Source organism: Stenotrophomonas sp., assembly GCF_031995405.1.
GTDB lineage: Bacteria > Pseudomonadota > Gammaproteobacteria > Xanthomonadales > Xanthomonadaceae > Stenotrophomonas.
This window is the reverse complement of record NZ_DAMAGC010000017.1, coordinates 26,564-51,426: the sequence shown is the minus strand read 5'-3', so window position 1 is coordinate 51,426 and position 24,863 is coordinate 26,564. Positions and strand designations below refer to the sequence as shown.

Annotated in this window: 25 protein-coding genes and 1 pseudogene; 11 read left to right on the top strand and 15 right to left on the bottom strand. The window is 67.7% G+C overall.

From position 1 onward, the window contains the following. Nucleotides 1–421 (bottom strand): annotated as a pseudogene (locus RTO53_RS04915) (FHA domain-containing protein); the annotation flags it as partial. Between the two features lie 120 nt (nt 422–541). Here RTO53_RS04915 and RTO53_RS04910 point away from each other — a divergent pair. The 3 genes from RTO53_RS04910 to RTO53_RS04900 all read left to right on the top strand — a co-directional run bounded on the left by RTO53_RS04910 (nt 542) and on the right by RTO53_RS04900 (nt 2,708). Beyond that, entirely contained in the window at nt 542–817 is a 276-nt protein-coding gene (locus RTO53_RS04910; protein WP_312236756.1) for a polyhydroxyalkanoic acid system family protein, read from the top strand. A gap of 87 nt (nt 818–904) precedes the next feature. Further along, nucleotides 905–1,405, top strand: coding sequence for a phasin family protein (locus RTO53_RS04905; RefSeq protein WP_312236755.1), 501 nt, complete (start codon nt 905–907; stop codon nt 1,403–1,405). Between the two features lie 271 nt (nt 1,406–1,676). Next, nucleotides 1,677–2,708 carry a restriction endonuclease gene (locus RTO53_RS04900; RefSeq protein ID WP_312236754.1) on the top strand — a complete coding sequence of 344 codons (1,032 nt, stop codon included), beginning with the start codon at nt 1,677–1,679 and terminating at the stop codon, nt 2,706–2,708. Between the two features lie 59 nt (nt 2,709–2,767). Here the strand turns inward: RTO53_RS04900 and hutC are convergent, their stop codons facing one another. Together hutC and RTO53_RS04890 are read right to left on the bottom strand one after the other, a co-directional pair. Beyond that, complete coding sequence (gene hutC / locus RTO53_RS04895; RefSeq protein WP_312236753.1) at nt 2,768–3,496, bottom strand: histidine utilization repressor; 729 nt, start codon at nt 3,494–3,496, stop codon at nt 2,768–2,770. A 30-nt stretch (nt 3,497–3,526) separates the two neighbouring features. Further along, nucleotides 3,527–4,918, bottom strand: a complete 1,392-nt coding sequence (locus RTO53_RS04890; RefSeq protein ID WP_312236752.1) for a formimidoylglutamate deiminase — start codon at nt 4,916–4,918, stop codon at nt 3,527–3,529. A gap of 63 nt (nt 4,919–4,981) precedes the next feature. On the opposite strand from RTO53_RS04890, the gene hutI reads away from it, so the two are divergent. From hutI to hutU, 4 genes are read left to right on the top strand one after another with little or no spacing between them, the layout of a single operon-like run. Continuing rightward, complete coding sequence (gene hutI / locus RTO53_RS04885) at nt 4,982–6,181, top strand: imidazolonepropionase (RefSeq protein WP_312236751.1); 1,200 nt, start codon at nt 4,982–4,984, stop codon at nt 6,179–6,181. Between the two features lie 23 nt (nt 6,182–6,204). Continuing rightward, nucleotides 6,205–7,746 (top strand): histidine ammonia-lyase, encoded by a 1,542-nt coding sequence (gene hutH, locus RTO53_RS04880; RefSeq protein WP_312236750.1) that lies wholly within the window; start codon nt 6,205–6,207, stop codon nt 7,744–7,746. Further along, entirely contained in the window at nt 7,743–8,597 is an 855-nt protein-coding gene (gene hutG / locus RTO53_RS04875) for an N-formylglutamate deformylase (RefSeq protein ID WP_312236749.1), read from the top strand. The genes hutH and hutG overlap by 4 nt, the downstream gene beginning before the upstream one ends. After that, nucleotides 8,594–10,261: a urocanate hydratase gene (gene hutU, locus RTO53_RS04870; protein ID WP_312236748.1), complete on the top strand. Its 1,668-nt coding sequence runs from the start codon at nt 8,594–8,596 to the stop codon at nt 10,259–10,261. Before hutG ends, hutU begins: the two co-directional genes overlap by 4 nt. 382 nt (nt 10,262–10,643) lie before the next feature. On the opposite strand, the gene RTO53_RS04865 is transcribed toward hutU, so the two are convergent. Further along, on the bottom strand, nt 10,644–11,873 hold the full coding sequence (locus tag RTO53_RS04865) for an aspartyl protease family protein (protein WP_312236758.1): 1,230 nt from the start codon (nt 11,871–11,873) through the stop codon (nt 10,644–10,646). Between the two features lie 344 nt (nt 11,874–12,217). Here RTO53_RS04865 and RTO53_RS04860 point away from each other — a divergent pair, with 344 nt between their 5' ends. Next, entirely contained in the window at nt 12,218–14,326 is a 2,109-nt protein-coding gene (locus tag RTO53_RS04860) for a TonB-dependent receptor (protein WP_312236747.1), read from the top strand. Nucleotides 14,327–14,434: 108 nt separating this feature from the next. Here the strand turns inward: RTO53_RS04860 and RTO53_RS04855 are convergent, their stop codons facing one another. The 4 genes from RTO53_RS04855 to RTO53_RS04840 form a co-directional block, all read right to left on the bottom strand. Next, nucleotides 14,435–14,797, bottom strand: coding sequence for a hypothetical protein (locus RTO53_RS04855; RefSeq protein ID WP_312236746.1), 363 nt, complete (start codon nt 14,795–14,797; stop codon nt 14,435–14,437). A 2-nt stretch (nt 14,798–14,799) separates the two neighbouring features. Next, nucleotides 14,800–15,573 carry a hypothetical protein gene (locus RTO53_RS04850; RefSeq protein ID WP_312236745.1) on the bottom strand — a complete coding sequence of 258 codons (774 nt, stop codon included), beginning with the start codon at nt 15,571–15,573 and terminating at the stop codon, nt 14,800–14,802. 8 nt (nt 15,574–15,581) lie between these two features. Beyond that, the gene (locus RTO53_RS04845; protein WP_312236757.1) at nt 15,582–15,962 is read right to left on the bottom strand and encodes a VOC family protein; all 381 of its coding nucleotides are present in this window, start codon (nt 15,960–15,962) and stop codon (nt 15,582–15,584) included. 91 nt (nt 15,963–16,053) lie between these two features. Next, the gene (locus RTO53_RS04840) at nt 16,054–16,710 is read right to left on the bottom strand and encodes a cyclic nucleotide-binding domain-containing protein (protein ID WP_312236744.1); all 657 of its coding nucleotides are present in this window, start codon (nt 16,708–16,710) and stop codon (nt 16,054–16,056) included. A 416-nt stretch (nt 16,711–17,126) separates the two neighbouring features. Here RTO53_RS04840 and RTO53_RS04835 point away from each other — a divergent pair, with 416 nt between their 5' ends. Then, nucleotides 17,127–17,405 carry a hypothetical protein gene (locus RTO53_RS04835; RefSeq protein WP_312236743.1) on the top strand — a complete coding sequence of 93 codons (279 nt, stop codon included), beginning with the start codon at nt 17,127–17,129 and terminating at the stop codon, nt 17,403–17,405. Nucleotides 17,406–17,470: 65 nt separating this feature from the next. Here RTO53_RS04835 and RTO53_RS04830 read toward each other — a convergent pair whose 3' ends face one another. From RTO53_RS04830 to RTO53_RS04815, 4 genes are read right to left on the bottom strand one after another with little or no spacing between them, the layout of a single operon-like run. Further along, complete coding sequence (locus RTO53_RS04830; protein ID WP_312236742.1) at nt 17,471–18,082, bottom strand: SCO family protein; 612 nt, start codon at nt 18,080–18,082, stop codon at nt 17,471–17,473. A 1-nt stretch (nt 18,083) separates the two neighbouring features. Continuing rightward, nucleotides 18,084–19,229, bottom strand: coding sequence for a hypothetical protein (locus tag RTO53_RS04825; protein WP_312236741.1), 1,146 nt, complete (start codon nt 19,227–19,229; stop codon nt 18,084–18,086). Further along, nucleotides 19,229–20,809, bottom strand: coding sequence for a multicopper oxidase domain-containing protein (locus RTO53_RS04820; protein WP_312236740.1), 1,581 nt, complete (start codon nt 20,807–20,809; stop codon nt 19,229–19,231). Before RTO53_RS04820 ends, RTO53_RS04825 begins: the two co-directional genes overlap by 1 nt. A gap of 34 nt (nt 20,810–20,843) precedes the next feature. Beyond that, nucleotides 20,844–21,206 carry a hypothetical protein gene (locus tag RTO53_RS04815; protein WP_312236739.1) on the bottom strand — a complete coding sequence of 121 codons (363 nt, stop codon included), beginning with the start codon at nt 21,204–21,206 and terminating at the stop codon, nt 20,844–20,846. 249 nt (nt 21,207–21,455) lie between these two features. Between RTO53_RS04815 and RTO53_RS04810 the strand changes: the two genes are divergently transcribed. Continuing rightward, complete coding sequence (locus RTO53_RS04810; protein WP_312236738.1) at nt 21,456–22,133, top strand: MarC family protein; 678 nt, start codon at nt 21,456–21,458, stop codon at nt 22,131–22,133. Nucleotides 22,134–22,153: 20 nt separating this feature from the next. Here the strand turns inward: RTO53_RS04810 and RTO53_RS04805 are convergent, their stop codons facing one another. Beyond that, entirely contained in the window at nt 22,154–22,738 is a 585-nt protein-coding gene (locus RTO53_RS04805) for a TetR/AcrR family transcriptional regulator (protein WP_312236737.1), read from the bottom strand. A 70-nt stretch (nt 22,739–22,808) separates the two neighbouring features. Between RTO53_RS04805 and RTO53_RS04800 the strand changes: the two genes are divergently transcribed. Then, the gene (locus RTO53_RS04800; RefSeq protein WP_312236736.1) at nt 22,809–23,351 is read left to right on the top strand and encodes a thioesterase family protein; all 543 of its coding nucleotides are present in this window, start codon (nt 22,809–22,811) and stop codon (nt 23,349–23,351) included. 102 nt (nt 23,352–23,453) lie between these two features. On the opposite strand, the gene RTO53_RS04795 is transcribed toward RTO53_RS04800, so the two are convergent. Together RTO53_RS04795 and RTO53_RS04790 are read right to left on the bottom strand one after the other, a co-directional pair. Next, on the bottom strand, nt 23,454–24,236 hold the full coding sequence (locus RTO53_RS04795) for an SGNH/GDSL hydrolase family protein (RefSeq protein WP_312236735.1): 783 nt from the start codon (nt 24,234–24,236) through the stop codon (nt 23,454–23,456). Nucleotides 24,237–24,267: 31 nt separating this feature from the next. Next, on the bottom strand, nt 24,268–24,863 hold a 596-nt coding region (locus RTO53_RS04790; RefSeq protein WP_312236734.1), incomplete at its 5' end, for a CDP-glycerol glycerophosphotransferase family protein.

Here is a 24,863-nt window from a genome sequence, read left to right as displayed (position 1 = left end):
TGCGCCCGATCAGCCGCGGGCGGTCCAGGGTGAAGCTGCGGCCGTGGTGCTGGCCCCCGAGGCCGCGCAGCAATCGCTGCTCTTCGCTGCCCTCGTCGCTGCGCGCCGGGGCCTGGTTGGCCGCTTCGCATTCGCCCTGGACGAGCATCTCCACGCCATCGGCGTAGACCGCGTCGCCGGCGCGCAGCATCGCCATGCGCCGCACCGGGCGGCCGTTGACGTGGATACCACGGATGCCGTTGGCGACCTGCAGCCACAGGCCGCGGTCGTCCAGGCAGAACTGGGCCAGCAACAGGTTGCCGACCGCGTCGCTGCTGAGGCGGACGCTGCCCGAAGCGTGGCGCACGATGCGTTGCACCCCGGGCCGCAGGGGCTGGTCGGGCTGTTGACGATGGGTGAAGTGAACTAGCAGGTTCTGCACGCGGCGAAAGCCTAGCAGGTTGCATGTCATCGAAGAAGAAGTGTGACGCAGACCTTGGAGTTGGGCGCAAGGATGCGCACAATGCACGCCCTTCCCCGCAGCGGCCCGTCAGGAGCCCTCATGTCCAACATCGATATCCGCCACGCCCACACCCTGCCCGCCGATGGCGCGCGCCAGGCGATCGAAGACGTGGCGGCCAAGCTGTCCGAGCGCTTCGGGCTGCAGAGCAGCTGGGTCGGCGACGTGCTGAATTTCAACGGCTCCGGCGTGGACGGTGCGATCGAACTGCAGCCGGGCGCGGTGCGGGTCACCGCAAAGCTGGGCTTCCTGCTGTCGGCGATGAAGGGCATGGTGGAGAGCGAGATCCAGCGCGTGCTGCAGGAAAAGCTGGGCTGAACCCAGCCCGCCGCGCTGCGTCGGCCATCACATCGCGCAAAGCCGACGCTGATTAGCATCCGGGGTGTCCATCAACAGGATCGCCCCATGACCGCACACGACGACTTCGACGACCGCGATACACGCAGCCCGGGCGACAAGCCCTCGCTGCAGGAACAGGCCGAACGCTTCTCGCGCAAGCTGACCGGTTCGGCCCAGCAGGTGTGGCTGGCCGGGCTCGGCGCCTTCGGCCGTGCCCAGGCCGAGGGCAGCCGCTTCTTCGACACCCTGGTGAAGGAAGGCGAGAACATCGAGGCCCGCAACCGCGAAGAGGCTGGCGACACGCCGCGCTGGCGCGACAACGTGGAAGAACACCTGGGCGAAGCGCGCGAGAAGGCGGCCGGCACCTGGGACAAGGTGGAGAAGGCCTTCGACGACCGGGTCCAGGGCGTGCTCAAGCGCCTGCACATCCCCACTGCCGAGGACGTGGCCGCGCTCAATGCGCGGATCGACGCGCTCAACGCACGGGTCAACCGGGCCGAGTCACGCAACAACTCCCCCAACGCCGACCCGGCCCCGGGCAGCCACCAGTCCCCCGGCGGCGCCTGACTCCCACCCCACCCCCGACGCTCCGATTGTTGCAAAGCAGCACCGCTTTGTTGACAATCGGACTCGACCCGCCAATCGCTGTTGCGCCGTTTGTTCCCTCCCCTCACGGCTATGGATTGGCGGGTTTTTCGTGTCTGACGACCTGGCAAACTGAGACGTCTGTCACCGGGCACGCACGCGGTGCCGCCAGACCTGCGCAGATGACGTTCCGCAGACGCCTGCGAGCGCATATAAACTGTCTACGCACCCCCGCGTTCAACCTCAGCGCCTCATGTTCTCCTGGATTCTCGCGTTACTGTTGGCCCTCATCGTCTGGATGCTCTGCGCCGCCTGGTTCTGGCTGGTGAAGCGCCGCCGCAAGGAGACCCGGCTGGGTCTCAATGCCCTGGCAGGCATGCACTGGCGTGACTTTTCCGAGATCGTCCGGCGCGCCATGCGCGAGCAGCGCGGGCTGCAGGACGTGCCCGGCGAGGTGGACGACAGCCGCGAGCCGCGCAGCGATTTCCTGATGCAGGACAGCCAGCAGCAGCGCTGGCTGCTGTCGTGCAAGCACGGCCGCGCCTACCGGATCGGCACGGCGGCGGTGAATGAACTGGGCGCGGCCGCGCGCCTGGCCGGGGCCCGTGGCGGCATCCTGATCACCGAGGGCATGGTCGAGCGCGATGGCCGCGCCGCCGCCGAAAAGCAGGGCGTGGAAGTCCTGGACGGGCACCTGCTGTGGCCGCTGCTGCAGCCTTACCTGCCCGGCGACATGGAGTCGCAGGTGAAGACCGCCGCGCGCCGCGAGGCGATCCGCCGCATGTCCATTGCCGCGCTGGGCTCGCTGACGCTGGGGCTGCTGGTTGGCATGGGCTACCTGACCTCGCGCATGGAGCGGGCCACGGTGGCCGACGCCGAGGCGCCCGCGCCTGCCGCGGCGGCCGCGCCTGCCGTATCGGTGGCGGCGGACCCCGCGCCGTCGCCCGCTGCGCCGGCCCCCGCGCCCACCACGACGACCGCCGCTGCACCCACCACCAGTGCGCCGAGCATCCTCGGCGACGAGGCGGATCCGGACCCGGCCACGCTGGCGCGTTACCAGAAGGAACTGGCCCGCACCCTGGCCACCCAGCCGGGCGTGCTCAGCGCGTTCTGGCTGACCCGGCAGACCCTGGCGGTGAACCGCAGCGACGAGATCGACACGATCTGGCCGCGGGTCTGCACCGAGGTGAAGCGCTACCCGTCGCTGCGCACGGTGCGCATCCAGCTCAACCCGCGCCTGGGCGTGGACGAGCCGGTGCGCTGGCGCCAATGCGCCACGCTGTGAGCGGGCGCGGATAGATCAGTCACGCCGAGCCGCGCGCATGGCGGCCCGCCGCGGCAGCGCTAGCGCCCGCCGGGCGCGAAGCGCGCCACCAGGTCCCAGGCATCGCCCAGGAACATCTGCCGCACGCAGGTGATCGGCTGCTCGCCGCGCCAGGTCAGGCGGTCGATGACCAGACAGGCGGTGCCGGGCTTGACCTCCAGCAACGCGGCAGCCGCCTCGTCGGCGCCCCAGGCACTGATGCGGTGCTGGGCACGCGTCCAGGACACGTTCTGCAGCAGCCAGCTGCCCGGCGCGGTGGTGTCGAAATCCACGTCCAGCACTTCCGGCACGCAGACCGGGCTGATCAGGCGGTGTTCCAGCGCGAACGGGCGCCCGTCGGCGCGGTGCAGGCAGCGGATCGCCAGCAGCTTTTCGCCACCGGACAGGGCCATCTCTTCTTCAGCCTGCGCACGCGGGCGACGGTAGGCCCGGTCCAGCAGCTGGTAGCCATAGACGTGCCCGCGCGCGGCCACGGCCATGGCGATATCCGGGATTTCCAGCGCCACCTGCTCCAGGTGCGGGGGCTGCCGGGCCACGAATGAACCGGCACGGCGGCGCCGCTCGATCATGCCGCTTTCGGCCAGCGCGGTCAGCACCTTGTTCACGGTCATCCGCGAGCAGCCGTACTGCTCCATCAGCTCGTGCTCGTACGGGATACGGAAACCCGGCTGCCACTGCCCGCTGAGGATGCGGCTTTCCAGTTCGGCGCGGATGCGCTGGTTGAGGGTTTCTGCTTTCTTGCCCGTCACTCGGGAGTCCTGGAAGGGTGCGACCGGCACTCAGCCGGCCGACAACAACGTACGCAATGCATCGGCGAAACGGGCGGCCACTGCGTCACGCTGCAGGTGGCGGCCCTGATGGACCAGCTGGCGACCGTGGCGCCACACCGAACGCACCGCACCATTACGTGCGGCGAATACCCAGCTGTCAAGCAAGGCATCGCCGTCGCGGGCGATCAGCGCCGGATGCGAGGGATCCAGCTCCACCACGTCGGCCGGCGCGCCCACCTGCAGCCCGCTGGCCACGCCCAGCGCCTGGCCGGCGCCGCGCAGCGACTGCTCGAACAGCCAGCGGCCGCTGGACTGGCCATCGCCCGGGGCCAGCACGTTGCGCCCGCGCAGCTGCAGGCGCTGACCGTATTCGAGCAGGCGCAGTTCCTCGGCCGCATCGATGAGCACATTGGAATCCGAGCCGACCCCGAACCGGCCGCCAGCCCGCGCGAAGGCCTGCATCGGGAACAGGCCGTCGCCGAGGTTGGCCTCGGTGATCGGGCACAGCCCCACCACTGCGCGGCTGGCCAGGATGCGGCGCACTTCGTCGTCATCGACATGGGTGGCATGCACCAGGCACCAGCGCTCGTCGACGGCGGCGTGTTCATACAGCCACCGCACCGGCCGCAGCCCGCTCCACGCCACGCAGGCGTCGACCTCGCGGGTCTGTTCGGCGATGTGGATGTGCACCGGGCCGGTGGTCAGCGGCAGCAGCGCGGCCAGCTCATCGCCGGTGACCGCGCGCAGGCTGTGCGGGGCGATGCCCAGCACCGCGTCGTCAACACCCTGCAGTGCGCGGGCGCAGCCCTGCAACAACGCGGCGAAGCCGTCCACGTCGTGGATGAGGCGGCGCTGCGCCGGGTTGGGCGGCGCACCGCCAAAATCGGCGTGCGCGTAGAACACCGGCAGCAGGGTCAGGCCGATCCCACTGCCCTGTGCGGCGGCGGCGATGCGCTCGGCCATTTCGGCCCGGTTGGCATAGGCGCTGCCGTCGGCAGCGTGGTGCAGGTAGTGGAACTCGCCCACCCGGGTGAACCCGGATTCGAGCATTTCCACATAGGCCTGTTCGGCGATGGCCTGCACCGCCTCGGGCTGCAGGTGCGCCAGGAAGCGGTACATCAGCTCGCGCCAGCTCCAGAAACTGTCGCCACTGTTGCCGCCGATCTCGGTCAGCCCGGCCATGCCGCGCTGGAAGGCGTGGCTGTGCAGGTTGCCCAGCCCCGGCAGCGCGATGGCCAGCGCGGTATCACCGGGCTGCGCCGACACCCCGGCGCTGACCTCGGCCAGGGTGCCGTTGGCGCAGACGATGCGCACATCGCGGGCCCAGCCCTGCGGCAACAGCGCGTGGGCGGCGTGGAAAACAAGCGGCGGCGTAGCGGCGGAGACGGGGCTGGCTGGCATCACTGGACATCCCGGAAGTGGCGCCTATATTGTATAGACATATGAGCCGATGTGGTTGCTGCCATGCACTGTGACACCCTCTGGTACAACGCCCACCTGATCACCGTCGATGGCCCCGGCCTGGGGCTGATCCATGACGGCGTGATCGCGGCCACCGACGGGCGCATCGTGCATGTGGGCGCGGCCGGCTCGGCAGCGCACCTGCAGCCGGCCCGGCGCATCGACGCCGGCGGGCGCTGGATCAGCCCGGGCCTGATCGACTGCCACACCCACCTGGTCTACGCCGGCAACCGCGCCGGCGAATTCGAACAGCGCCTGCAGGGGGTGAGCTATGCCGATATCGCCCGTGCCGGCGGCGGGATCGTCTCGACGGTGCGCGCCACCCGCGCGGCTAGCGAGGCCGACCTGCTGGCCGCCAGCCTGCCGCGGCTGGACGCGATGCTCGCCGAAGGCATCACCACGATCGAAATCAAATCCGGCTACGGCCTGAGCCTGGACGATGAAACCAAGCAGCTGCGCGTGGCCCGTGAACTGGGCCAACGCCGCGCGGTCGAGATCGTGCCCACCTTCCTCGGCGCGCACGCGATTCCGCCCGGGCGCCAGGCGCAGGCGTACATCGACGAGGTCTGCAACGTCATGATCCCGGCGGTAGCCGCGCAGGGCCTGGCCGAAGCGGTGGACGTGTTCTGCGAAAACATCGCCTTCAGCACCGCACAGGCCGAGCAGGTCTTCGTGGCCGCGCACCAGCACGGGCTGGCGATCAAGATCCACGCCGAACAGCTCAGCAACCAGCACGGCGCAGCCCTGGCCGCACGCCATGGGGCGCTATCGGCCGACCACATCGAACACCTGGATGCCGACGGCATCGCCGCGATGGCCACCGCCGGTACCGTGGCGGTGCTGCTGCCCGGCGCGTTCTACTTCACCCGCGATACCACCCTGCCCCCGATCGCCGCGCTGCGCGCCGCCGGGGTACCGCTGGCGCTGGCCACCGATTCCAACCCGGGCACCTCGCCGCTGACCAGCCCGCTGCTGGCCATGAACATGGCCGCCACCCTGTTCCGCATGACCGTGGACGAGTGCATCGCCGGCTTCACCCGTGAAGCGGCGCGTGCGCTGGGCCGGCACGCGCGCATCGGCCGGCTGGCCGTTGGCCTGGACTGCAACCTGGCCCTGTGGGACATCGAGGCACCTGCCGACCTGGTGTACCGCATGGGCTTCAACCCCCTGCACGCGCGCGTGATGCGCGGCGTATCCGTCTGACCCTTGTGATGTCTGGAGATTCCATGAGCACTACCCTGACCCTGCAGCCCGGCGCGGTGACGCTGGCGCATTGGCGCGCGATCTTCGATGGCGCGCGCGTGCGCCTGGACCCGTCTTCGGCTGCGGCGGTATTGCGCAGCGCGCAGACCGTGGCCGACATCGTGGCCAAGGGCGACCCGGTGTACGGCATCAATACCGGCTTCGGCAAGCTGGCCAGCGTGCGCATCGAGCGCGACGACCTGGAAACCCTGCAGCGCAATATCGTGCTTTCCCACGCCGCCGGCGTCGGTGAGCCGATGCCCGCACCGGTCGTACGGTTGATGATGGCGTTGAAGCTGACCAGCCTGGCCCAGGGTGCGTCCGGCATCCGCCCGCAGACGTTGGCGCTGCTGGAAGCGTTCCTGCAGCACGACATCGTGCCGGTGATCCCCTGCCAGGGGTCGGTCGGCGCCTCGGGCGACCTGGCGCCGCTGTCGCACCTGGCCAGCGTGATGATCGGCGTGGGCGAAGCGTTCTTGAACGGCGAGCGCCTGCCGGCCGCCGAGGCGCTGGCGCGCATCGGGCTGACCCCGCTGGTACTGGGCGCCAAGGAGGGCCTGGCCCTGCTCAACGGCACCCAGTACTCCACCGCCTATGCACTGGCCGGGCTGTTTGCGATCACCACCGTGTTCCATGCCGCGCTCGTCACCGGCGCGTTGTCGGTGGAAGCGGCCAAGGGCTCGGACACCCCGTTCGATCCGCGCATCCACCAGATCCGCGGGCAGCGCGGGCAGATCGCCACCGCCGCGACGCTGCGCACGCTCATGCAGGGCTCGGCCATCCGCGAATCGCACCGCGACAACGACGTGCGCGTGCAGGACCCGTACTGCCTGCGCTGCCAGCCGCAGGTGATGGGCGCGGCGTTCGACGTGATGCGCCAGGCCGCCACCACGCTGGCGATCGAAGCCAACGGCGTGTCCGACAACCCGCTGGTGTTCACCGATACCAACGAGGCATTGAGCGGTGGCAACTTCCACGCCGAGCCGGTGGCCTTCGCCGCGGACATGCTGGCGATGGCGGTCTGCGAGATCGGCTCGATCAGCGAGCGCCGCACCGCGATGCTGGTCGACCCGGCGCTGTCCGGCCTGCCCGCCTTCCTCACCCCGAAGCCGGGCCTGAATTCGGGCTTCATGATTCCGCAGGTGACCGCTGCCGCGCTGGTCTCGGAGAACAAGCAGCGCGCCTACCCGGCCAGCGTGGACTCGATCCCGACCTCGGCCAACCAGGAAGACCATGTGTCGATGGCCGCGCACGGTGCACGCCGCCTGCTGGCGATGGCCGAGAACGCGGCCAACGTGGTCGGCATCGAACTGCTGGCCGCCGCGCAGGGCTGCGACTTCCACGCCCCGCTGCGCTCCAGCGACGCGCTGGAAACCGTGCGTGCGCGCCTGCGCGCGCAGGTGCCGACGCTGCAGGACGACCGCTACTTCCATCCGGACATGGTGGCCGCCACCGCCCTGGTCCGCAGCGGCGCGGTGGCCGAAGGGCTGGCGCACGTGCTGCCACAGGTGGAGCCGCTGGCATGACCACGCACCCGGAGTGGCTGCAGGTGCACGAAGGCGAGGCGCCGCTGATCGTCAGCTTTCCGCACACCGGCAGCGAGCTGCCGCATGATCTGATCGGCCGCTACCACTCACCGTGGCTGGCCCGCCGGGACGCCGACTGGTGGGTGCACGAACTGTACGACTTCGCGCGTGGCATGGGCGCCACCACGGTGCGCTCGGCGATCTCGCGCTCGGTGATCGACCTCAACCGCGATCCGAGCGGCGTGTCGCTGTACCCGGGGCAGAACACCACCGGGCTGTGCCCGTTGACCACCTTCGACAACCAGCCGCTCTACCACGCGGGCATGGAACCGGACGAGGCGGAAATCATGCGTCGCCGCGACACCTATTTCGCGCCGTACCACGATGCGCTGGCCGCGCAGATCGCGCGGCTGCGCCAGCGCCACGGCACGGTGGTGGTGTACGACGCACACTCGATCCGCTCGCACATCCCGCACCTGTTCGACGGCGAACTGCCGCAGTTCAACCTCGGCACCGCCGGTCCGTCCGGTACGGTGGACACGTCCTGCGACAACACGCTCAGCGACGTGGTGGAAAACCTGTGTCGGATCAGCGGCCTGCCGCACGTGCGCAACGGGCGCTTCAAGGGTGGCTGGATCACCCGCCACTACAGCGACATCCCCGCTGGCGTGCACAGCCTGCAGATGGAACTGGCCTGCCGAGGCTACATGCACGAGCCAGCCCCGGACCAGGTGGATGAACACAGCTGGCCCACCCCGCTTGACCCCGACCACGCCGCACCGCTGCGCCACACCCTGGCGCAGGTGCTCAACGCCTGCCTTGAATTCGCTACGAACCGGAGCGCCGCATGACCCGCAACGACCCGACCCGCACCATCATCGCGCCCACCGGCACCACCCTCACCGCCAAGAGCTGGCTGACCGAAGCGCCGCTGCGCATGCTGATGAACAACCTGCACCCGGACGTGGCCGAGCGGCCGCAGGAACTGGTGGTGTACGGCGGCATCGGCCGCGCCGCGCGCGACTGGGAAAGTTTCGATGCCATCGTGGATGCGCTCACGCGCCTGGACGACGACCAGACCCTGCTGGTGCAGTCGGGCAAGCCGGTGGGCGTGTTCCGCACCCACGTGGACGCGCCGCGCGTGCTCATCGCCAATTCCAACCTGGTGCCGCGCTGGGCCAACTGGGACCACTTCAACGCGCTGGATAAGAAGGGCCTGGCGATGTACGGCCAGATGACCGCCGGCAGCTGGATCTACATCGGCGCGCAGGGCATCGTGCAGGGCACCTACGAGACCTTCGTGGAAATGGGCCGCCAGCATTACAACGGCAGCCTGGCCGGCAAGTGGCTGTTCACCGGTGGGTTGGGCGGCATGGGGGGCGCGCAGCCGCTGGCCGCGGTGATGGCCGGTGCGTCCTGCCTCGCCGTGGAGTGTCGCAAGAGCAGCATCGAAATGCGCCTGCGCACCGGCTACCTGGACACCTGGACCGACGATCTGGACGAAGCGCTGCGCCTGATCGAGGAGTCGTGCACGGCCAGGAAGCCGCTGTCCGTCGGCCTGCTCGGCAATGTCGCCGACGTGCTGGACGAGCTGCTGGTACGCGGGGTCAAGCCGGACCTGCTGACCGACCAGACCTCCGCGCACGACCCGGTCAACGGCTACCTGCCGCAGGGCTGGACCGTGGAGGAATGGGACGACAAGCGCGTGTCGGCACCGAAGGTGGTGGAGAAGGCCGCGCGCGAATCGATGGCCAACCACATCCGCGCCATGCTCGCCTTCCACGCGTTGGGCGTACCGACCGTGGACTACGGCAACAACCTGCGCCAGATGGCGCTGGAAGAAGGCGTGGAGGATGCGTTCGATTTCCCCGGTTTCGTGCCCGCCTACATCCGGCCGCTGTTCTGCCGGGGCATCGGCCCGTTCCGATGGGCCGCATTGAGTGGCGATCCGGAGGACATCGCCAAGACCGACGCCAAGGTCAAGGAACTGATTCCGGACAACCCGCACCTGCACCGCTGGCTGGACATGGCCGCCGAGAAGATCAAGTTCCAGGGCCTGCCGGCGCGTATCTGCTGGGTGGGCCTGGGCGACCGTGACCGCCTGGGGCTGGCGTTCAACGAGATGGTGGCCAGCGGCGAGCTGAAGGCACCGGTGGTGATCGGCCGCGACCATCTGGACAGCGGCAGCGTGGCCTCGCCCAACCGCGAAACCGAAGCCATGCAGGACGGCTCCGACGCGGTCTCCGACTGGCCGCTGCTCAACGCCCTGCTCAACACCGCCAGCGGCGCCACGTGGGTGTCGCTGCACCATGGCGGTGGCGTCGGCATGGGCTTCTCGCAGCACGCCGGCATGGTGATCGTCTGCGACGGCACCGAAGCGGCCGCCAAGCGCATCGCGCGGGTGCTGTGGAACGACCCGGCCACGGGCGTGATGCGGCATGCCGATGCCGGGTATGAGATCGCGGTGGAATGCGCGAAGGAGAAGGGGTTGGACCTGCCGGGGATTCTGGGCTGAGCGAGCGGCGTTCCGAGCGTGTCGTGACCTACGGGGATCGCGGCGCAGCTGCGCCCAGGGTGGTGCGGTTTGATCCGGCACCGCGTGCAGCCACCCATGGGGTGGCTCTACGTGGTGCAACGGGATACACGCGGGCCGCAGCCCCCATCGTAGAGCCACGCCATGCGTGGCTGCGCTTGAATCCGGCATCGCGTGCAGCCACCCATGGGGTGGCTCTACGTGGTGCAACGGGATACACGGCAGGCCGCAGCCCCCATCGTAGAGCCACGCCATGCGTGGCTGCTCCTGAATCCGGCATCGCGTGCAGCCACCCATGGGGTGGCTCTACGTAACCCTGCCAGCGTTCAACGGCTCATGCACCGGTCCCACGCCGGGCAGCCCGTCAGTCGATACCCTGGTCCAGAGCGCCCGCACTGGGCCAGAAATAAATCCTCCCGGCGTCGAAATCGAACTGCATATCCAAGGCCTCCTTCAGTTCTCCACCGATGATGATGGAGAAATCCGAAGACGGCGGAGACTTCCAGAACAGAAGCGTCGGGGCATCGGCAAGCGCTATACCGTCAAAGGACACCGACTGATGGGAGACCTTGAAGGCCGGCATCACCCCGTTCTCGTCATCCGGCGTGAATTCCGGATCATCGTCCCTTACCAAAGTGGCTGCGAGAGGGTTGGCGATGGCAAGCGTGCTGCTGAGCCCAGTATCGATCATGGTCGGGTAAGCAACGCCCTTGAGCCGAGTCTCAATCAGGAACTTGCTCGACCCGAGGTCAAATGTACTGAGGAATCGGAACGCTGCCGATCGCGACTTGGCTGGCCGCTCATCAGCATTGAAGGCCAATCGCGATTTGGAGAACGTGACGGTTCGAAACCTCGTGAGAAGTCCCGTCCCGAGAATGATCGTGTCGTCGGTAGCATTGGGATCGACCTCCACCATCACGTTGGACAGCGTGAGATCTCCGATCGACACCCTCTTCGCAAGCCGATACTCGTTCTGATACGTGGGGTGGACCGCCTCGAGCTGGCGAGCCGACGTCCGCGCCCTGCCCAACACCTCGGAGATCCCAAGTCGAGTCGCGTTGTAGAGGGACATCGAAATGGCATGCGGCGCGCCTGTATCCACCAGGGCCCTGGCGCGAATCCCGTCCGATTCGATCTCGATCCAGTAAAGCTTGTTCAGGCTGCCACCCGCTTGCTTCCCTTCATCGTGTGCAACCACCGGCACCGAAAAGCGACCCGGCGGGTAAGTAATCGCCGAGGCAGGAAGCGCGGACATGCGCCGAAAATCGACGTCCGCATAGTACTTGGACCGAAAGTCACGCAGCGCATCGGCATCGATAGCTCCATCGATACCGCCCTCCTTCAGCCAGAGCATCACCTTTGCCCATTCGGCTGCATTTCCCTGATTCCTGTAAATTCCGGCCAGCAGAAGGGCGCAGCTGGCAGCCTCCGCTCCGCTTCGCCGCACCTTGCAGTCCTCGAGCAGCGGAATCGCTGCATCAAAACGAGCCCTTCCCAGGTTGGCACTCAGCGCGACGGAATCGTGGAGTTTCCCTTGAACGCTGCAGGTAGAAAATGCACAAACAGCTATCACAATCCACCCAATGGCCCGCATCACGCCCCCAGTATGCGCGGCGACAGGGCGCCGCTACGCTTCCAAAGCAACTTACGTAACCTCCTACTTCACTGCAATAGATCCAGCACTGGAGCGACATCGCCAATGACGGCGCCAGCAGCTGCTGCCAGTCGTACATGAGATGCATGGTCGGCTTGCACAACACCGCGCCGACCCCATGCCGTCGACCTCGTACCCGTTTGCCGGCGGAACGAAGCGCAGCCGAGCATGGCTCGGCTCTACCCGGGGCGGGGCCCGACCGATGGCCCTACGGCTGTGACGGGTGACGGGCGGCGCCGCACCTGTTAACTTGCGCGCCAGTTTTTTAGTTTACAGCCCTCCCCATGCCTCTGCAGTCGTATCGCCCTACCCTGTGCCCGATCGCCCTGGCGGTCGCCCTCACGCTGTCGGCCACCGCCCACGCCGCCCCGCAGGCCACCACGCTGGACGCCGTCAACGTCACCGCCGCCAGCGAGGCCGAGCAGGCCCGCACCGCGCTCAAGCGCGTGCCCGGGGCGAGCAATGTAGTCGACCTGGCCAACGCCGACCGCCGCCTGTCCACCACGGCTGATGTGCTGGCCTACCAGCCCGGCATCAGCGCGCAGTCGCCCGGCAACGAAGGCGCCAAGGTGTCGATCCGCGGCTCGGGCATCAACCGTGGGCCGGGCGCGCATGCGTCGGGCATTTCGGTGTCGCTGGATGGACTGCCGCTGACCGGCCCGGGCGGCACGCCGTACGAGCTGTTGGAACCGCTGTGGCTGAGCCGCGTGGAAGTGCTGCGGGGTGCCAACGGTTTCGAGCGCGGTGCGCTGGCACTGGGCGGTGCGATCAACTACGTCAGCCGCAGCGGCCGCGACTCGGCCGGTCTGGAGGTGCAGTACGAAGCCGGCAGCCGTGGCTACCAGAAGCGCAGCGTCGGCTACGGCGGCGTGAGTGGCGATGTCGACTACTTCCTCGCCTACACCGATACCGAATTCGACGGCTACCAGCGCCACGCCAGCGGCGATGGCAAGGGTGCGATGGCCAACCTCGGCTGGCAGATCACCCCGCAGCTGGAAACCCGCTTCTTCGTGCGCTACCGCGAGACCAATCACGAAACGCCCGGGCGCCTGACCCGCGACCAGATCCGCAACGACCCGCGCGCGGCCAATCCGGCCAACCTGGCCATCGACGCGCGCCGTCCGCAGCCGGGCAGCACCTGGATCGGCAACATGACCACCTGGCAGATCGATGATGCGTCCTCGCTGCAGGCCGGGCTGGTGTACCACACGTACCCGATGGACTTGAACGAGAGCCTGTACCGGCAGCAGCTGGACTACAGCAACCTCAACGCCACGCTCGACTACCGCCACCGACATGCACTGTTCGGCCGCGACAGCGTGACCACGCTCAGCCTGCGCGTTACCCACGACCTCGATGCGGACGTGCGCGAGACCCTGCGCTTTGCCAACAACGGCTACGCCGCCGGCACGCACACGCGCGACTTCTCGCACCACGGCACCGACAGCACCCTGCACGCCGGCAACGACCTGGCGCTCACCGATGCGCTGCACCTGCAGACCGGGCTGGCGCTGATCAACACCCGCCGCGACGTGCAGGTGACCTGGCCGGCCACCCCCGAACGCCTGCGCAAGCAACAGTGGGATTACGCGCCTCGACTGGGCTTCACCTGGCAGCAGACGCCGCAGGTGCAGTGGTTCGGCAACCTGAGCCGCTCGGTGGAACCGGCACATCCGTGGTCGATGATCTGGGGCTCGAACCAGTACTTCGGCGCGGGCAACGGGGCCTCCACTAGTCGCCAGCGCGCCCCGGTGCAGCTGGACAACCAGACCGCGACCACGCTGGAACTGGGTGCGCGGGGCGACAGCGCGCTTGGCCGCTGGGAGCTGACCGGCTACTACGCACGGGTGCTGCACGAGCTGCTTACCGTGGAAGTGATGCCGGTACCGAACCTGTTCGTGGCTGAAAACAACGCCAGTCCCACCACGCACCGTGGCCTGGAAGCGGGGCTGGACAGCACGTTGTGGGAAGGCCGAGATGGCCGCCTGTCGCTGCGCCAGGCGTACACCTTCAGCGACTTCCGTTATCGCCATGACGCCTTGTTCGACAGCAATCGCCTGCCGGGCCTGCCGCGCCACTACTACCAGGCCGAGCTGCGCTACGAGCATCCGACCGGCTTCTACGCGGCACTCAACACCGAGTACGCCTCGAAGATGTTCGTGGACTACGCCAACAGCGTCAGCGCGGACAGCCACGCCATCGTCGGCAGCCGCATCGGCTTCGATGCGCCGAGCGGGCGGTGGCAGGCATGGGCGGAGCTGCGCAACATCGGCGACCGCCACTACGCAGCCACGGTCACGCCGGGCTACAACGATGCCGGGAAGGATGTGGCGCGCTCGACGCCCGGTGAAGGGCGCGGCGTATATGCGGGGCTGCGCTGGCGCTTTGAGTGAGCTGAGCTACCGGCGTGCAGCGACCCTGCCGCTGCCGTCGGGGGCGGCGACCCAGTAGAAATACTGAGTCGAACGCGGACGATTGCCGTGGCACGCACACGGCACGAGTCAGATCGCACTGGCCTGCGCGAACAGTGCCATGTACATCGCCACCACCGCGATACTGCCGGCGACCAGCATCGAGGCCAGGCCGACCACGCCGGCCAGCCAGCGCCCATGCACGCCGCCGAAGCGCCAGACCAGCAACACCAGCAAAGGCCCAAGCCACGCTACCGGGTAGCCCGCCGCGAATGCACTGGTGAACGACGGCGGCGGCATGCCCTGCGCCTGCAGCGGTGCCAGCAACCGCGGGAGGATCACCGCCCCCATCAGGGTAGTCAGCAGTGCGGTCACCCCACTGGTGGCCAGGCCCACCACCAGTGCGCCCACACCAACGGCGCGGTAGGCGGTCAAGGTCGTCAATGCAGGCATGTTCATTTATCCCGTAAGGTCTGCAGCACATCCACCAAGGTATTGGCGTGCGGTGATATTTCCTGCGCGATCCAGCCGAGTGCGGCGAAGAACAGCAGTGCGCCGAGCAGCGGCCAGAACGTGTGTGCAAGACACAACCGCCACCAGCCCTGCGCCTGCATGCCCTGCATGCGCCGGTACAAACCACCGGCGATCGCCGCATCGACCAGCAGTTCGGCCATGAGTACAGGCGCCGTCCAGATCACCCGGCTGGCCGCGACCAGTGCGGCAGCCACTACAGTCACGACGCCGAGCAGAGCGAGGATCGGCAGGCCTTCGCCATCGGCGAGGTCCAGCATCGCGCCATCGCTGGTGCTGCCGGACGTGCCCGCCCCCGCCGCTTCGCCCCACGAGGCGGAGGCACCGCCGCCGCCGGAGCGCCCGCCACTGCCGAACCAGTCCGGTCCCGCGCCAGGTGTGGCGGAACCGCCCGCCCCACTGGCTTCCGGGATCACCGTATCGGCAGCCACATCTCCACGCCAGCGCAGCCATATCCACATCAGCAGCAGGAAGGTGGCGTATGCCAGCAGCACCGCCAGCGGATAGCGCAGTAGCATCGTCTCGATACCGCCCACCCGCAGCAGGTGCGAGGCCAGCAGCCCGGCCACGCCGGTGACCAGCACGATGGCCGCCATCTGCAGGCGCGGCCAGCCGCCGCGCTGGAGTTGCTGGCGGGCACGCGCGATCTCGCTGCCACGGGTCAACGGCAGCAGCAGCGGCCGGCTCGGCCGTGGCACGCGCCGCTTCACGCATCCGCCTGTTTGGTGACCGCTTCGATGCGATGGCCATCGGGATCGATCACAAAGGCGGCGTAGTAGGAATCGCCGTAGTCCGGACGCACTCCAGCCGCGCCGTTGTCATGGCCGCCGGCGAGCAGCGCGGCGTGATGGAAGGCATTGACCGCAGCGCGCGTGGGCGCGCTGAACGCAAGATGGAAACCCGCTCCAGGCGCGGCCGCATCTTCGTGCAGTTTCAGGCACAACAGGTCCTCATCGTCGACCAGCCCATAGCCGATCGCGGTGTCGTCCTCGAACACACGGCGATAGCCCAGTGCGCCCAGCGCGGCATCGTAGAACGCGCCGGCCACGGCGAGGTCGTGGACCCCAAGTGACAGATGATGCAGCATGCGGACGTCCTTGTCGGGGGATACGGAATGCATGCCTGCATTCTAGGGCCGCTGCCGACGTTCGTGCATATGCGCCCGACGCATTGGTCCGCTACGCCGCCCTGATGTCGGCCGGAGCCAGGCAGGACACGTGATCGGCGATGGCAAGTGCCTGCAGACGTTCACGTCCAAGCACTTCCACGTCGCGCCCGTCGACCAAGACCAGCCCTTCGGCCTGGAACCGGCGCAGCAACCGGCTCAGCGTCTCCGGTGCCAGGCGCAGATAGCTGGCGATGTCCATCCGCGACATGGTGAGCTGCCAGTGGGTGGGGGAGTAGCCGCGCGCGCCCATGCGGTCGGCCATGCCGATCAGGAACGCAGCCAGGCGCTCGTCGGCATTGGTGCTGCACGACAACCGCGCCGCGCGCGCGATCTCGCGACTCATCATGCCGAACAACCGCGCCTGCAGCGCAGGCATTCGGGTGGCCAGTTCGAGCGCACGCTGGAAGGGCAACCTGCACACCGTCACCGTATCCAGCGCCACGGCGTTGCACGGGTAGTGGCGCTCGTCGATGGCGCTGAAGCCGATGACATCGCCGGGCATGTGGAAACCCAGAATCTGCTCGCGGCCTGCGCGATCGACCGCGTATGTCTTGACCGTACCCAATCGGACCACCGAGATGCACCGGAACGGGTCGCCCTGGTGGAACAGGAAACTACCGGCATGCGTCGGGGCGGCGTGCTCGATCAGCACATCCAGCTCACCCAACAGGTCCGCCCCGACAGCCCCGGAAAAACACACCGGGCCCAACGGGCAGGCGCCGCACTCCCAGCAGCGCGCTGACGGCGTGACAACACTCCTGGCCATGGTCGAGATCTCCAGCTCTGGATGCCGCCCCCTTCCCCACCCGGTTGCAGCGAACCGCCCCGCTGCAAGGCAGCAGATTATTTTGTGCGATGTCGCGGTGCAATATCGTGGCCACCAGTATTTCTACTGGTCACGCGTATTCAGCGTACATGACGCGGTTCGATGAAGCATTCAGCCGATAGCCACGCCCCTGCAGGCTGATCGCGCCGTCGCTTGACCCACGTCAAGTGCAGGCGCGGGCGATCATCCTAACCTGCGGGGACCGGCTGCATCGCCGTCGCTCACCCTGTTCCCCGTCCCTCTTCGGAGCCGTTCCCATGAACCGCATTCTCCGCCCCATATCGCTCGCACTGGTCCTCGCCGTGGCCGGCGCAAGCCAGGCCCAACAGCCCACCGTCAACATTGGTGAGCGCCACGGCAACCTGCGCGCCGCCCAGGAGCACATCGTGCAGGCCTATCAACTGATCGGCGTGGCACAACAGGACAACGACTCACGCCTCGGCGGTCATGCCGGGCGTGCACGCGAACTGCTGATCCAGGCCGACCAGGAGCTGCGCCAGGCGGCGAATGTCGCCAACAACAACGGACGACCGTGATCGAGCAGGCCTCTGCGGCTGCCCGTCGCGGAGGCCTGCAGGCGCGTCACGCAGGCATCGCAGCGCTACTTTCCTGCGATGGAAGGCGAGCGTGCACGCAGCGGTGTGGCGGCCAGGGCGGTGACGATCCGGCGGGCCACCTGCGCCTCGTCGGCGGTGCGGCCGAAGTGGTCGACATAGCGGCCCTCGCGATCGAGCAGGAACACGAACGTGGAATGGTCCATCATGTACTGTCCGCGCCTGCCATACGGAACCTTCTTGTAGTACACGTGGTAGCGGTCGGTGACCTCGGCAATCTGCGCCGGTGTGCCGGTCAGCCCCACCAGGTCACGCCCGAACACCGACACGTAGGCCTTCATCCTGGCCGGTGTATCGCGGGCGGGATCAACGCTGACGAAGATCGGGGTCAACGAGGGCCCGCCCAGCGACCGCACGCGCCGGACAATGAGCGCCACGCGTGCCAGGTCGGTAGGACATACATCCGGGCAGGAGGTGAAGCCGAAATACAGCAACGCCGGTTTGCCCTGGAAGCTTCGCTCGGTAACCTCGCGTCCATCCTGGTCGGTAAGGTTGAACGCGCCGCCCGTCCGCGGCGGGTTCTGCGCCGCCAGCGGTGGCATCAGCAGGATCGACAACGCAAGAGCAGACGCGACGGCCAGCCATCGGGATCGCTCCATATCAATGCGCTCCACTGTAGGTCAGTGCGAAGCCGACCAGGTTGGAATCCTCGCCACCCTGTGCCTGGCTGCCGGCCGACAAGGCAACGGTCAATTGACCGGTCAGCCGGTAGCCGCAACTCAGTTCGTTTAGGTAGTCATGCCGTCCGGCACCGGGTGCCCACGGCCGCCGCTTGTCGGTGCGGGTGGCGCCCACAACCCATCGGCCGTAATCGATCGTGACCGAGGTGGTGAGGTAGCGGGTGTCGTTGCCGGCGACGGCGTCTTCGTTCCGCACAGCCGCGTACTCCACCAGCGGCACGATGTCGAAGTAGCGGCCACGCAACGTGGTGTCCAGGTCGGCGCTGGAATCGGGTGCCCAGATATAGCGCGCCGAGACGACGCGGATCACTTCATCATCGGCAGGCCCCGTGTCTGGCTGCGCCCGCCCTGCGCGGTTTCGCATGTAGCCGGCCTGCAGCTCCAGGAACGGCAGTGCGGGAATAGCATCCCAGTTCACCGTCAACGCGTAGGAATCCAGTTTGCCGGTGTTGGCCGGGCCGCCGTCGGCACGCTGGGCACGCCCACCACTGCGGAAGAACGGCCGGCTCAGCGCGGTGGTGTCGGCGGTGTAGAGATTGACGCCGCCCTGCACCATTCCCAGCGTCTGCCCGAACCAGCGATACGCGTAGGTTGCGCCGAGCACGCCCCCCAGATCATAGGTCGATACGAAATCATTGGTATACAGGCCGGGTGCAGCATCCATCGCGCGCCCGAACGGCACCTGCAGTTTGCCCACCTGCAGCTGCGTGTGTTGGGTAAGTTTGTAGTAATTGAGCTCGTTGACCACCAGGCCGATGCCACCGAAGGTGCGCTTCTCACCCGCGGCCGGTGGGTTGATCGGGTTGAGTTCAGTGGACAGCCGGATCTGGTCGTTGGGGCTGAAGCGCACGTAGAAACTGCTCTGGATGTCAGGATAGAAATCGGTGGTGTTGCGTGGCGCGATGGCACCATCGCCCTCGGCACGGTTGAAGTCGTACTGCATCACCGCGCTGTAATCCATCCCGATATTGGGGTAATACCCCTTGTCGGCACGGGCCTCGCCGGCCAGCACGGCCAATCCGCCCACGATGCCCAGCGCCAGGGTGCGTCTGCACAGTGCGTCCATCACGGACCCTCCGCAGGCAGCTGCACATCGGTCGGCAGGGTGAACTCGCGCCCGCTGTTCTTGAGGTAGCTGCAGGTCTGGTTGTCGCCGTAGATGCCACCCAGCGGGGCCAGCTTCACCGCCTGCGCATAGTCCTCGGGGCGTACCACCTGGATCACCTGCATCATCCCGCCGTCTTCGTGTTCGAGGATGTGGCAGTGGTAGACGAACTTGCCCAGCATCACCGGGTCGCGGAACGGGATGCGCAACGTGATCGAGCCACGCGTAGGGATGAACACCGTATCGCGGTAGCCGCTGAACGGCACCGGCTTGCCGTTGATGGCCACCACTTGGAAATCGGTCTGGTGGATATGGAACTGATGCAGTTCCTGGGAGGGGTTGTACAGCCGCCACTCCTCCACATCCCCCAGCTTGACGGTGGTATTGACCCGGCGCGGATCGAAGCGCTCGCCATTGATCAGGAAGGCATCGCCATCGGTGGGCGAATCCTGGAAAGCGAACTGGCGGACGTTGGCGACCTTGACCTTGCTCAGGTCCTCCAGCACCGGGTATGCACGGGTAATGCTGCGTGTGGCCACGGCCGCCCCGGTCACCCGCAAAGTGGCGATGCGCGCGCCCTTGTACTGATCACCGGCCGCACCGGTGTTGCCGGCGGCCAGTTCCACGGCATGGTCGCCCGTATCGGCGCCCACCACCAGGATGCTGAAGCGTGCCGACGGCCCGATCAGCAGTTCGTCGGTCATCACCCGTTTGTTCACCGTGTTGCCATCACGCGAGAGGATCTGCACGTTCTGGCCGTTGATGCGGATACGGAAGTACTGGTTGGCCGAGATGTTCATCAGGTGCCACAGCTGGGTTTCGCCCGGCTGGATCGTGATCACTGGATCGGCTTGCCCGTTGACGGTGCGGATGGACGGTGCGCTGGTGACGATTTCGCTGGCCAGCCTGCCGGTCAGGGTCTTCTGGAAGTTGCGCAGGACCAGCACGCGTTCCTTGATGCCCTTCAGTTCCGGGAACGGGTCCAGGATGCCGTCGACCAGGATCGGCCCGGCGATGCCCGATTCCACCTGACGCTGCGCGCCGCCGTGGAAATGGCTGTGGTACCAGTACGCGCCAGGACTGTGGTCGGGTGGCAGCTTGAAGCGGTACAGACCCTTTTCGTGCGGGCCCACCTCACGGAAGATGCTGTCGCCCGAGTCCAGCGGGGTGACGGTCATCCCGTGGAAATGCAGGTTGGTCTTCTCGTCCATCTGGTTGTCCAGCGTGATCGACACCGTGCCACCGGGACGGGTGCGGATCAGCGGCGCGTCGTAGTCTGCGTTGAACACCAGCGCGCGATAGGGTTGTCCGCCGACCGACACTGCCGACATCGCCGGGCGCAACGTGCCCTTGCTGACACCGTCGGCCCCGTAGCGGATTTCCGCCGGCGACTGCAGCGGCGCGCCGGGTGCGGCGGTGTCCACCGGAGATTGGGCCACGGTGGACCCGGTCCACAGCAGCACGCCGATCAGCACCACGGCGTATAGATCGTGCAGCCGTCGTGTGCGCGGCGAACGCCCGGGAATGGCGGGGTGATCCATGGAAGTACCTGCTAGGCGTCGGTTCCGGGGAGGGTCAGGTGCCGGTAATGGCCCAGGTGATGAAGCCGGTGGCGACCGCACTCAGCGCCAGCCCGACGAGGAACAGCCAGTCGGCCATCACCTCCAGCATCCGGTTGCGCTTGCGCCTGCGGGTGCGCAGCGCGCCATAGGCACACAGGCACGAGGCCAGGTAGATCAGCGAATCGATGCTGAGCAGGTCATCGCCCAAGGTGTCCACCTTGCGCAGCACCGTGACCACGTGCAGTACCCCGACCACGGTCATGCACACGCCCAGCATCGCGGCCGAGGTGGTGAAAATGTGCACGCAGATGTCCTCGTCCAGATGCGCATCGCGTGGCGGTGGCGGGTCGGGCGGGGGCGAAGGAACGGGGGCCATGGCGTTCTCGCAGGCAGCGTCCGGAAGGGTTCCGGGCACAGGGTCAGCCCGACCTTAGCGAACGCCATCACCCCACTTCATGACCTGGATCAAGCCGACGCGAATCATGGGCGGGACGCGCGCATTCAGCCGTTGGCGACGTGCGGATGTGGCGGCCGCGGGCTTGACCAGGATCAAGTCACCTTCACCGCCTGCGCGGCATGGTGGGCGCTGGTTCCCGCACGCGCGCCGCTGCGCCTTCTGCCTGCCATGTGGAATGACTTCAGCCATACCTTCCTGGTGATCTTCACCAGCCTGCTGCCGGTGATCAATCCGCCCGGGGCGGCACTGCTGGTGCTCGGCATCCTGCCTGACGCAACCGTGGCCCAGCGCGCGCGGGTGGCACGCGCGGTCGCGCTCAACAGCCTGGTGATGCTCGCTGCCTCCATCGGAATCGGTGCTTATGTGCTCTCGTTTTTCGGTATTTCCATTCCGGTGCTGCGGCTGGCCGGTGGCCTGGTGATCGCCGCCACCGGTTGGCGCCTGCTGCAGGCCCCGTCGCAGAGCGATCACGGCACGCTCGCCGGCGCGGCGCAGGAGGAAGCACGGGAAGACGTCGACGCCACCGTGGAATCGCAGTTGTTCTACCCCTTCACGCTGCCGCTCACGGTAGGTCCCGGCGCGATCGCGGTGGCCATTGCGGTGGGCACCAGTTCCCCTGCCGAAGGGCCGGAGACGGTGCATGTCGCTGCCGCCGCCAGCGCGCTGGTCGCGTTGTGCGTGCTGATCTACCTGTGCATGCGCTATGCCGGCCGCCTGCAATCGCTGCTCGGGCGCACCGGTACCCAGGTCGTGTTGCGACTGCTGGCATTCGTGCTGCTGTGCATCGGCGTGCAGATCGGCTGGCTGGGGCTGTCCGAACTACTGGGGCTGCCGGGCGTGCAGTGAAGCAAGCCGACGGCGCGTACTCACGCCGTGCCGGGCGCCTCCACCAGCAGCAGCAACTGCGCGGCCACCCGATCAAACGGCCCGATGTCCTGCATCGCCCGGCACATCGCCACCGCGCCTTCCACGCCGGCGATGATCATGGTCGCCTGCATGGCCGCCTGCGCGGGAGGGTGGCCGGCTTCGATCATTGCCCTGCCCAGCCGCTGTTCCCAGCGTGCAAACACCAGCGCCGCCGCGTCCCGCGCCTGGCTCGGCACGGCCTCCACCGGCACTTCCACCGACGCGGCCAGCACCGGGCAGCCGGCGTCGAAGTTGCTGCGCAGCAGGCGATCGCGCCACAGCTGCAGGAACTGCGCGATACCCGCTGCTGCGCCCGCCTGCAGCAGCTGCTCCAGCAGGGCATCCACCTTGTCACCGGCCAACGTGGTGGCGCGCGCCAACAGTTCCTGCTTGCCACCGGGGAAGTGATGGTAGGTCGAGCCGAGTGGCGCGTGGGCCGCCTTGGTCACTTCGCGGATGCTGGTGGCGTTGAGCCCCACCCGCGCCAGCATTTCCGCGGCGGCGGCGACCACACGCTGCGGCGCGTCGGTTGGACGTGGACTCATGGCACCGATCCTTGCTAAGACAGTCGTCATAGCCTAGCGTATCTGTTCTATTACAGTCGTCATATTCAGCATGAATCTCTGGTTCCGCCTGCTCCATCTGCTGCTGTGCAGCCTCTTCCGCCCAAAGCTGGCCGCGCCATTCGGGGTGTCGCGGGTGGCGTTCCGGGTGCTGCCCAACGACCTGGACAGCAACCTGCACATGACCAACGGGCGCTACTGGAACATCTTCGACCTGGGCCGCCTCGACCTGATCCTGCGCATGGGCCTGGGCCGGGTGGCGCTGCGTGAGAAGTGGGCGCCGATCGTCGGCGCCGGCACCATCCAGTTCCGCCGCGAACTGAAGCCGTTCCAGCGCTTTACCCTGGAAACGCGGCTGGTCGGCTGGGTGGGCACGCGGGTGATCATGGAGCAGCGGGTGTTGCTGGGCGAAGAGAAGATCGCCACGCGCGCGCTGCTGGTCACCGGCATCTATGACCGGCGCCAGCGCCGCTTCGTGGACATGCCCCGGATGATGCAGTCCATCGGCGCCGCGGATGTGCCCTCGCCCGCGTTGAGCAAGGCGGCCGAGGCATTGCTGGCCGCCGATGCGGCGTTGAAGCAGGACGAGGGCTGAGCAGGGCCAGGGCCGACCGTGGCGGGTGGCCGCGCCGATCAGGCGGCTGCCGCGCCGTCGCGGCAGCCCGCTGACGTCGCCGAGGCCACCGCCACCGCCTGATCACCGCGTTGCGCGCAGCGCCTGGACGATCGCCGCTTCGGCCAGCGGCGCCATCCGCGCGTAGCCCGCCGCCGTCGGGTGCACGCCGTCGTTGGCCATGGCCTTGTCCAGACCACCCTGGTGGTTGGCCAGCGGTGTGTAGTAATCCAGGTACACCAGCTTGTGCTGCCCTGCATAGCGCTGCAGCGCCGCGTTGAGCGCACGCACCTTCGGCGCCGGCTGCACGCCCGGCTGCCACGGGTACTCGCTGACCGGCAGCACCGAGGACAGCACCACGGCGATGCCGTGCGCCCTGGCCAGCTCCACCATCGAGTGCAGGTTGTCTTCGATCATCGCCTGGCTGGCCGGCCCGGTGTTGCCGGCGATGTCGTTGGTGCCGGCCAGGATCACCACCACAGCCGGTTGCAGCGCGATCACGTCCTGGCGGAAGCGCAGCAGCATCTGTGCGGTGGTCTGCCCACTGATGCCGCGGTTGACGTAGCCCTTGCCGGCGAAGAAGGTCGCGCTGCCGGTACGGCCCCAACCTTCGGTAATGGAATCGCCAAAGAACACCACGCGTGGCTGGCCGCCGGCAGGTGCCGCCAGGGCGGCATTCTCGGCGCGGTAACGCTGCAGTTGCGGCCAGTCCAGCAGCTGCCGCTGCATGCCCCGTACCTGGTCGGGCGTCAGTGTCGCCACCGGCGCGAGCAGCAGCGGATTGACTGCCGGCGACGCGGCGTGGGCTGCGGGGGGCGCCATGGCAAGCACGGCAGCGATGGTGATGGCATGCAGGAACGAAGGCATCCGGCGGTCTCCCTTGGCAATGCGGGCCAGCCTAGCATGGGCCTTGACCGCCGCTTCCGGGCAGCAGCGCGCGCCACATTTTCCAGGACCGCCACAGGCGCCGGAACGGTCGCTTCGAACGCACGCGCAGACCGGTATCGCCGTTGCGCAGACGTTGCTCGACCGCCTGCAGTACACGTGACGATGCGGCTCCATCCCTGCTCGGATGGACGCTGGCGGCGTAGGCGTGGCGTTGGGCCGACAGCCCCTGCGGCTGCGCCAACGCCAGTGCAATGGCGGCGTCGATGTCCTCCGGCGCGCGTACATCCTGCATGCACGGTTGCGGCTGCCGATGACATACGGTCACCACCGGCTTGTCGAGCAGGATGAATTCTTCCACCACCGAAGACGTATCGCAGACCAGCACGTCGGCGGCGTGCAGCATGCCGGCCAGCTGTGTCGCGTCAAGGAAGCACGCATTCGCGCCGGCCAATGCCTGATAGCGTTCGACCAGCGCCGGGGGCGTCATCGGATGCAGGGTCAACAGCCAATAGCGGTCGCCCCGCGCGATCAGTTGCTCCAGCACCGGCAGGCACCGTCGCGCCTGGCTCAGCGGCTCGTTGAAGGTCGAGGCATACATCACCAGCG

What these genes read in the sequence shown, in the direction of transcription:
- RTO53_RS04910 (WP_312236756.1), top strand. Translation starts at nt 542, where the DNA reads ATGTCCAACATCGATATCCGCCACGCCCACACCCTGCCCGCCGATGGC.
- RTO53_RS04905 (WP_312236755.1), top strand. Translation starts at nt 905, where the DNA reads ATGACCGCACACGACGACTTCGACGACCGCGATACACGCAGCCCGGGC.
- RTO53_RS04900 (WP_312236754.1), top strand. Translation starts at nt 1,677, where the DNA reads ATGTTCTCCTGGATTCTCGCGTTACTGTTGGCCCTCATCGTCTGGATG.
- RTO53_RS04890 (WP_312236752.1), bottom strand. Translation starts at nt 4,918, where the DNA reads ATGCCAGCCAGCCCCGTCTCCGCCGCTACGCCGCCGCTTGTTTTCCAC.
- hutI (WP_312236751.1), top strand. Translation starts at nt 4,982, where the DNA reads ATGCACTGTGACACCCTCTGGTACAACGCCCACCTGATCACCGTCGAT.
- hutH (WP_312236750.1), top strand. Translation starts at nt 6,205, where the DNA reads ATGAGCACTACCCTGACCCTGCAGCCCGGCGCGGTGACGCTGGCGCAT.
- hutG (WP_312236749.1), top strand. Translation starts at nt 7,743, where the DNA reads ATGACCACGCACCCGGAGTGGCTGCAGGTGCACGAAGGCGAGGCGCCG.
- hutU (WP_312236748.1), top strand. Translation starts at nt 8,594, where the DNA reads ATGACCCGCAACGACCCGACCCGCACCATCATCGCGCCCACCGGCACC.
- RTO53_RS04865 (WP_312236758.1), bottom strand. Translation starts at nt 11,873, where the DNA reads ATGCGGGCCATTGGGTGGATTGTGATAGCTGTTTGTGCATTTTCTACC.
- RTO53_RS04860 (WP_312236747.1), top strand. Translation starts at nt 12,218, where the DNA reads ATGCCTCTGCAGTCGTATCGCCCTACCCTGTGCCCGATCGCCCTGGCG.
- RTO53_RS04855 (WP_312236746.1), bottom strand. Translation starts at nt 14,797, where the DNA reads ATGCCTGCATTGACGACCTTGACCGCCTACCGCGCCGTTGGTGTGGGC.
- RTO53_RS04845 (WP_312236757.1), bottom strand. Translation starts at nt 15,962, where the DNA reads ATGCTGCATCATCTGTCACTTGGGGTCCACGACCTCGCCGTGGCCGGC.
- RTO53_RS04835 (WP_312236743.1), top strand. Translation starts at nt 17,127, where the DNA reads ATGAACCGCATTCTCCGCCCCATATCGCTCGCACTGGTCCTCGCCGTG.
- RTO53_RS04830 (WP_312236742.1), bottom strand. Translation starts at nt 18,082, where the DNA reads ATGGAGCGATCCCGATGGCTGGCCGTCGCGTCTGCTCTTGCGTTGTCG.
- RTO53_RS04825 (WP_312236741.1), bottom strand. Translation starts at nt 19,229, where the DNA reads ATGGACGCACTGTGCAGACGCACCCTGGCGCTGGGCATCGTGGGCGGA.
- RTO53_RS04820 (WP_312236740.1), bottom strand. Translation starts at nt 20,809, where the DNA reads ATGGATCACCCCGCCATTCCCGGGCGTTCGCCGCGCACACGACGGCTG.
- RTO53_RS04815 (WP_312236739.1), bottom strand. Translation starts at nt 21,206, where the DNA reads ATGGCCCCCGTTCCTTCGCCCCCGCCCGACCCGCCACCGCCACGCGAT.
- RTO53_RS04810 (WP_312236738.1), top strand. Translation starts at nt 21,456, where the DNA reads ATGTGGAATGACTTCAGCCATACCTTCCTGGTGATCTTCACCAGCCTG.
- RTO53_RS04805 (WP_312236737.1), bottom strand. Translation starts at nt 22,738, where the DNA reads ATGAGTCCACGTCCAACCGACGCGCCGCAGCGTGTGGTCGCCGCCGCC.
- RTO53_RS04800 (WP_312236736.1), top strand. Translation starts at nt 22,809, where the DNA reads ATGAATCTCTGGTTCCGCCTGCTCCATCTGCTGCTGTGCAGCCTCTTC.
- RTO53_RS04795 (WP_312236735.1), bottom strand. Translation starts at nt 24,236, where the DNA reads ATGCCTTCGTTCCTGCATGCCATCACCATCGCTGCCGTGCTTGCCATG.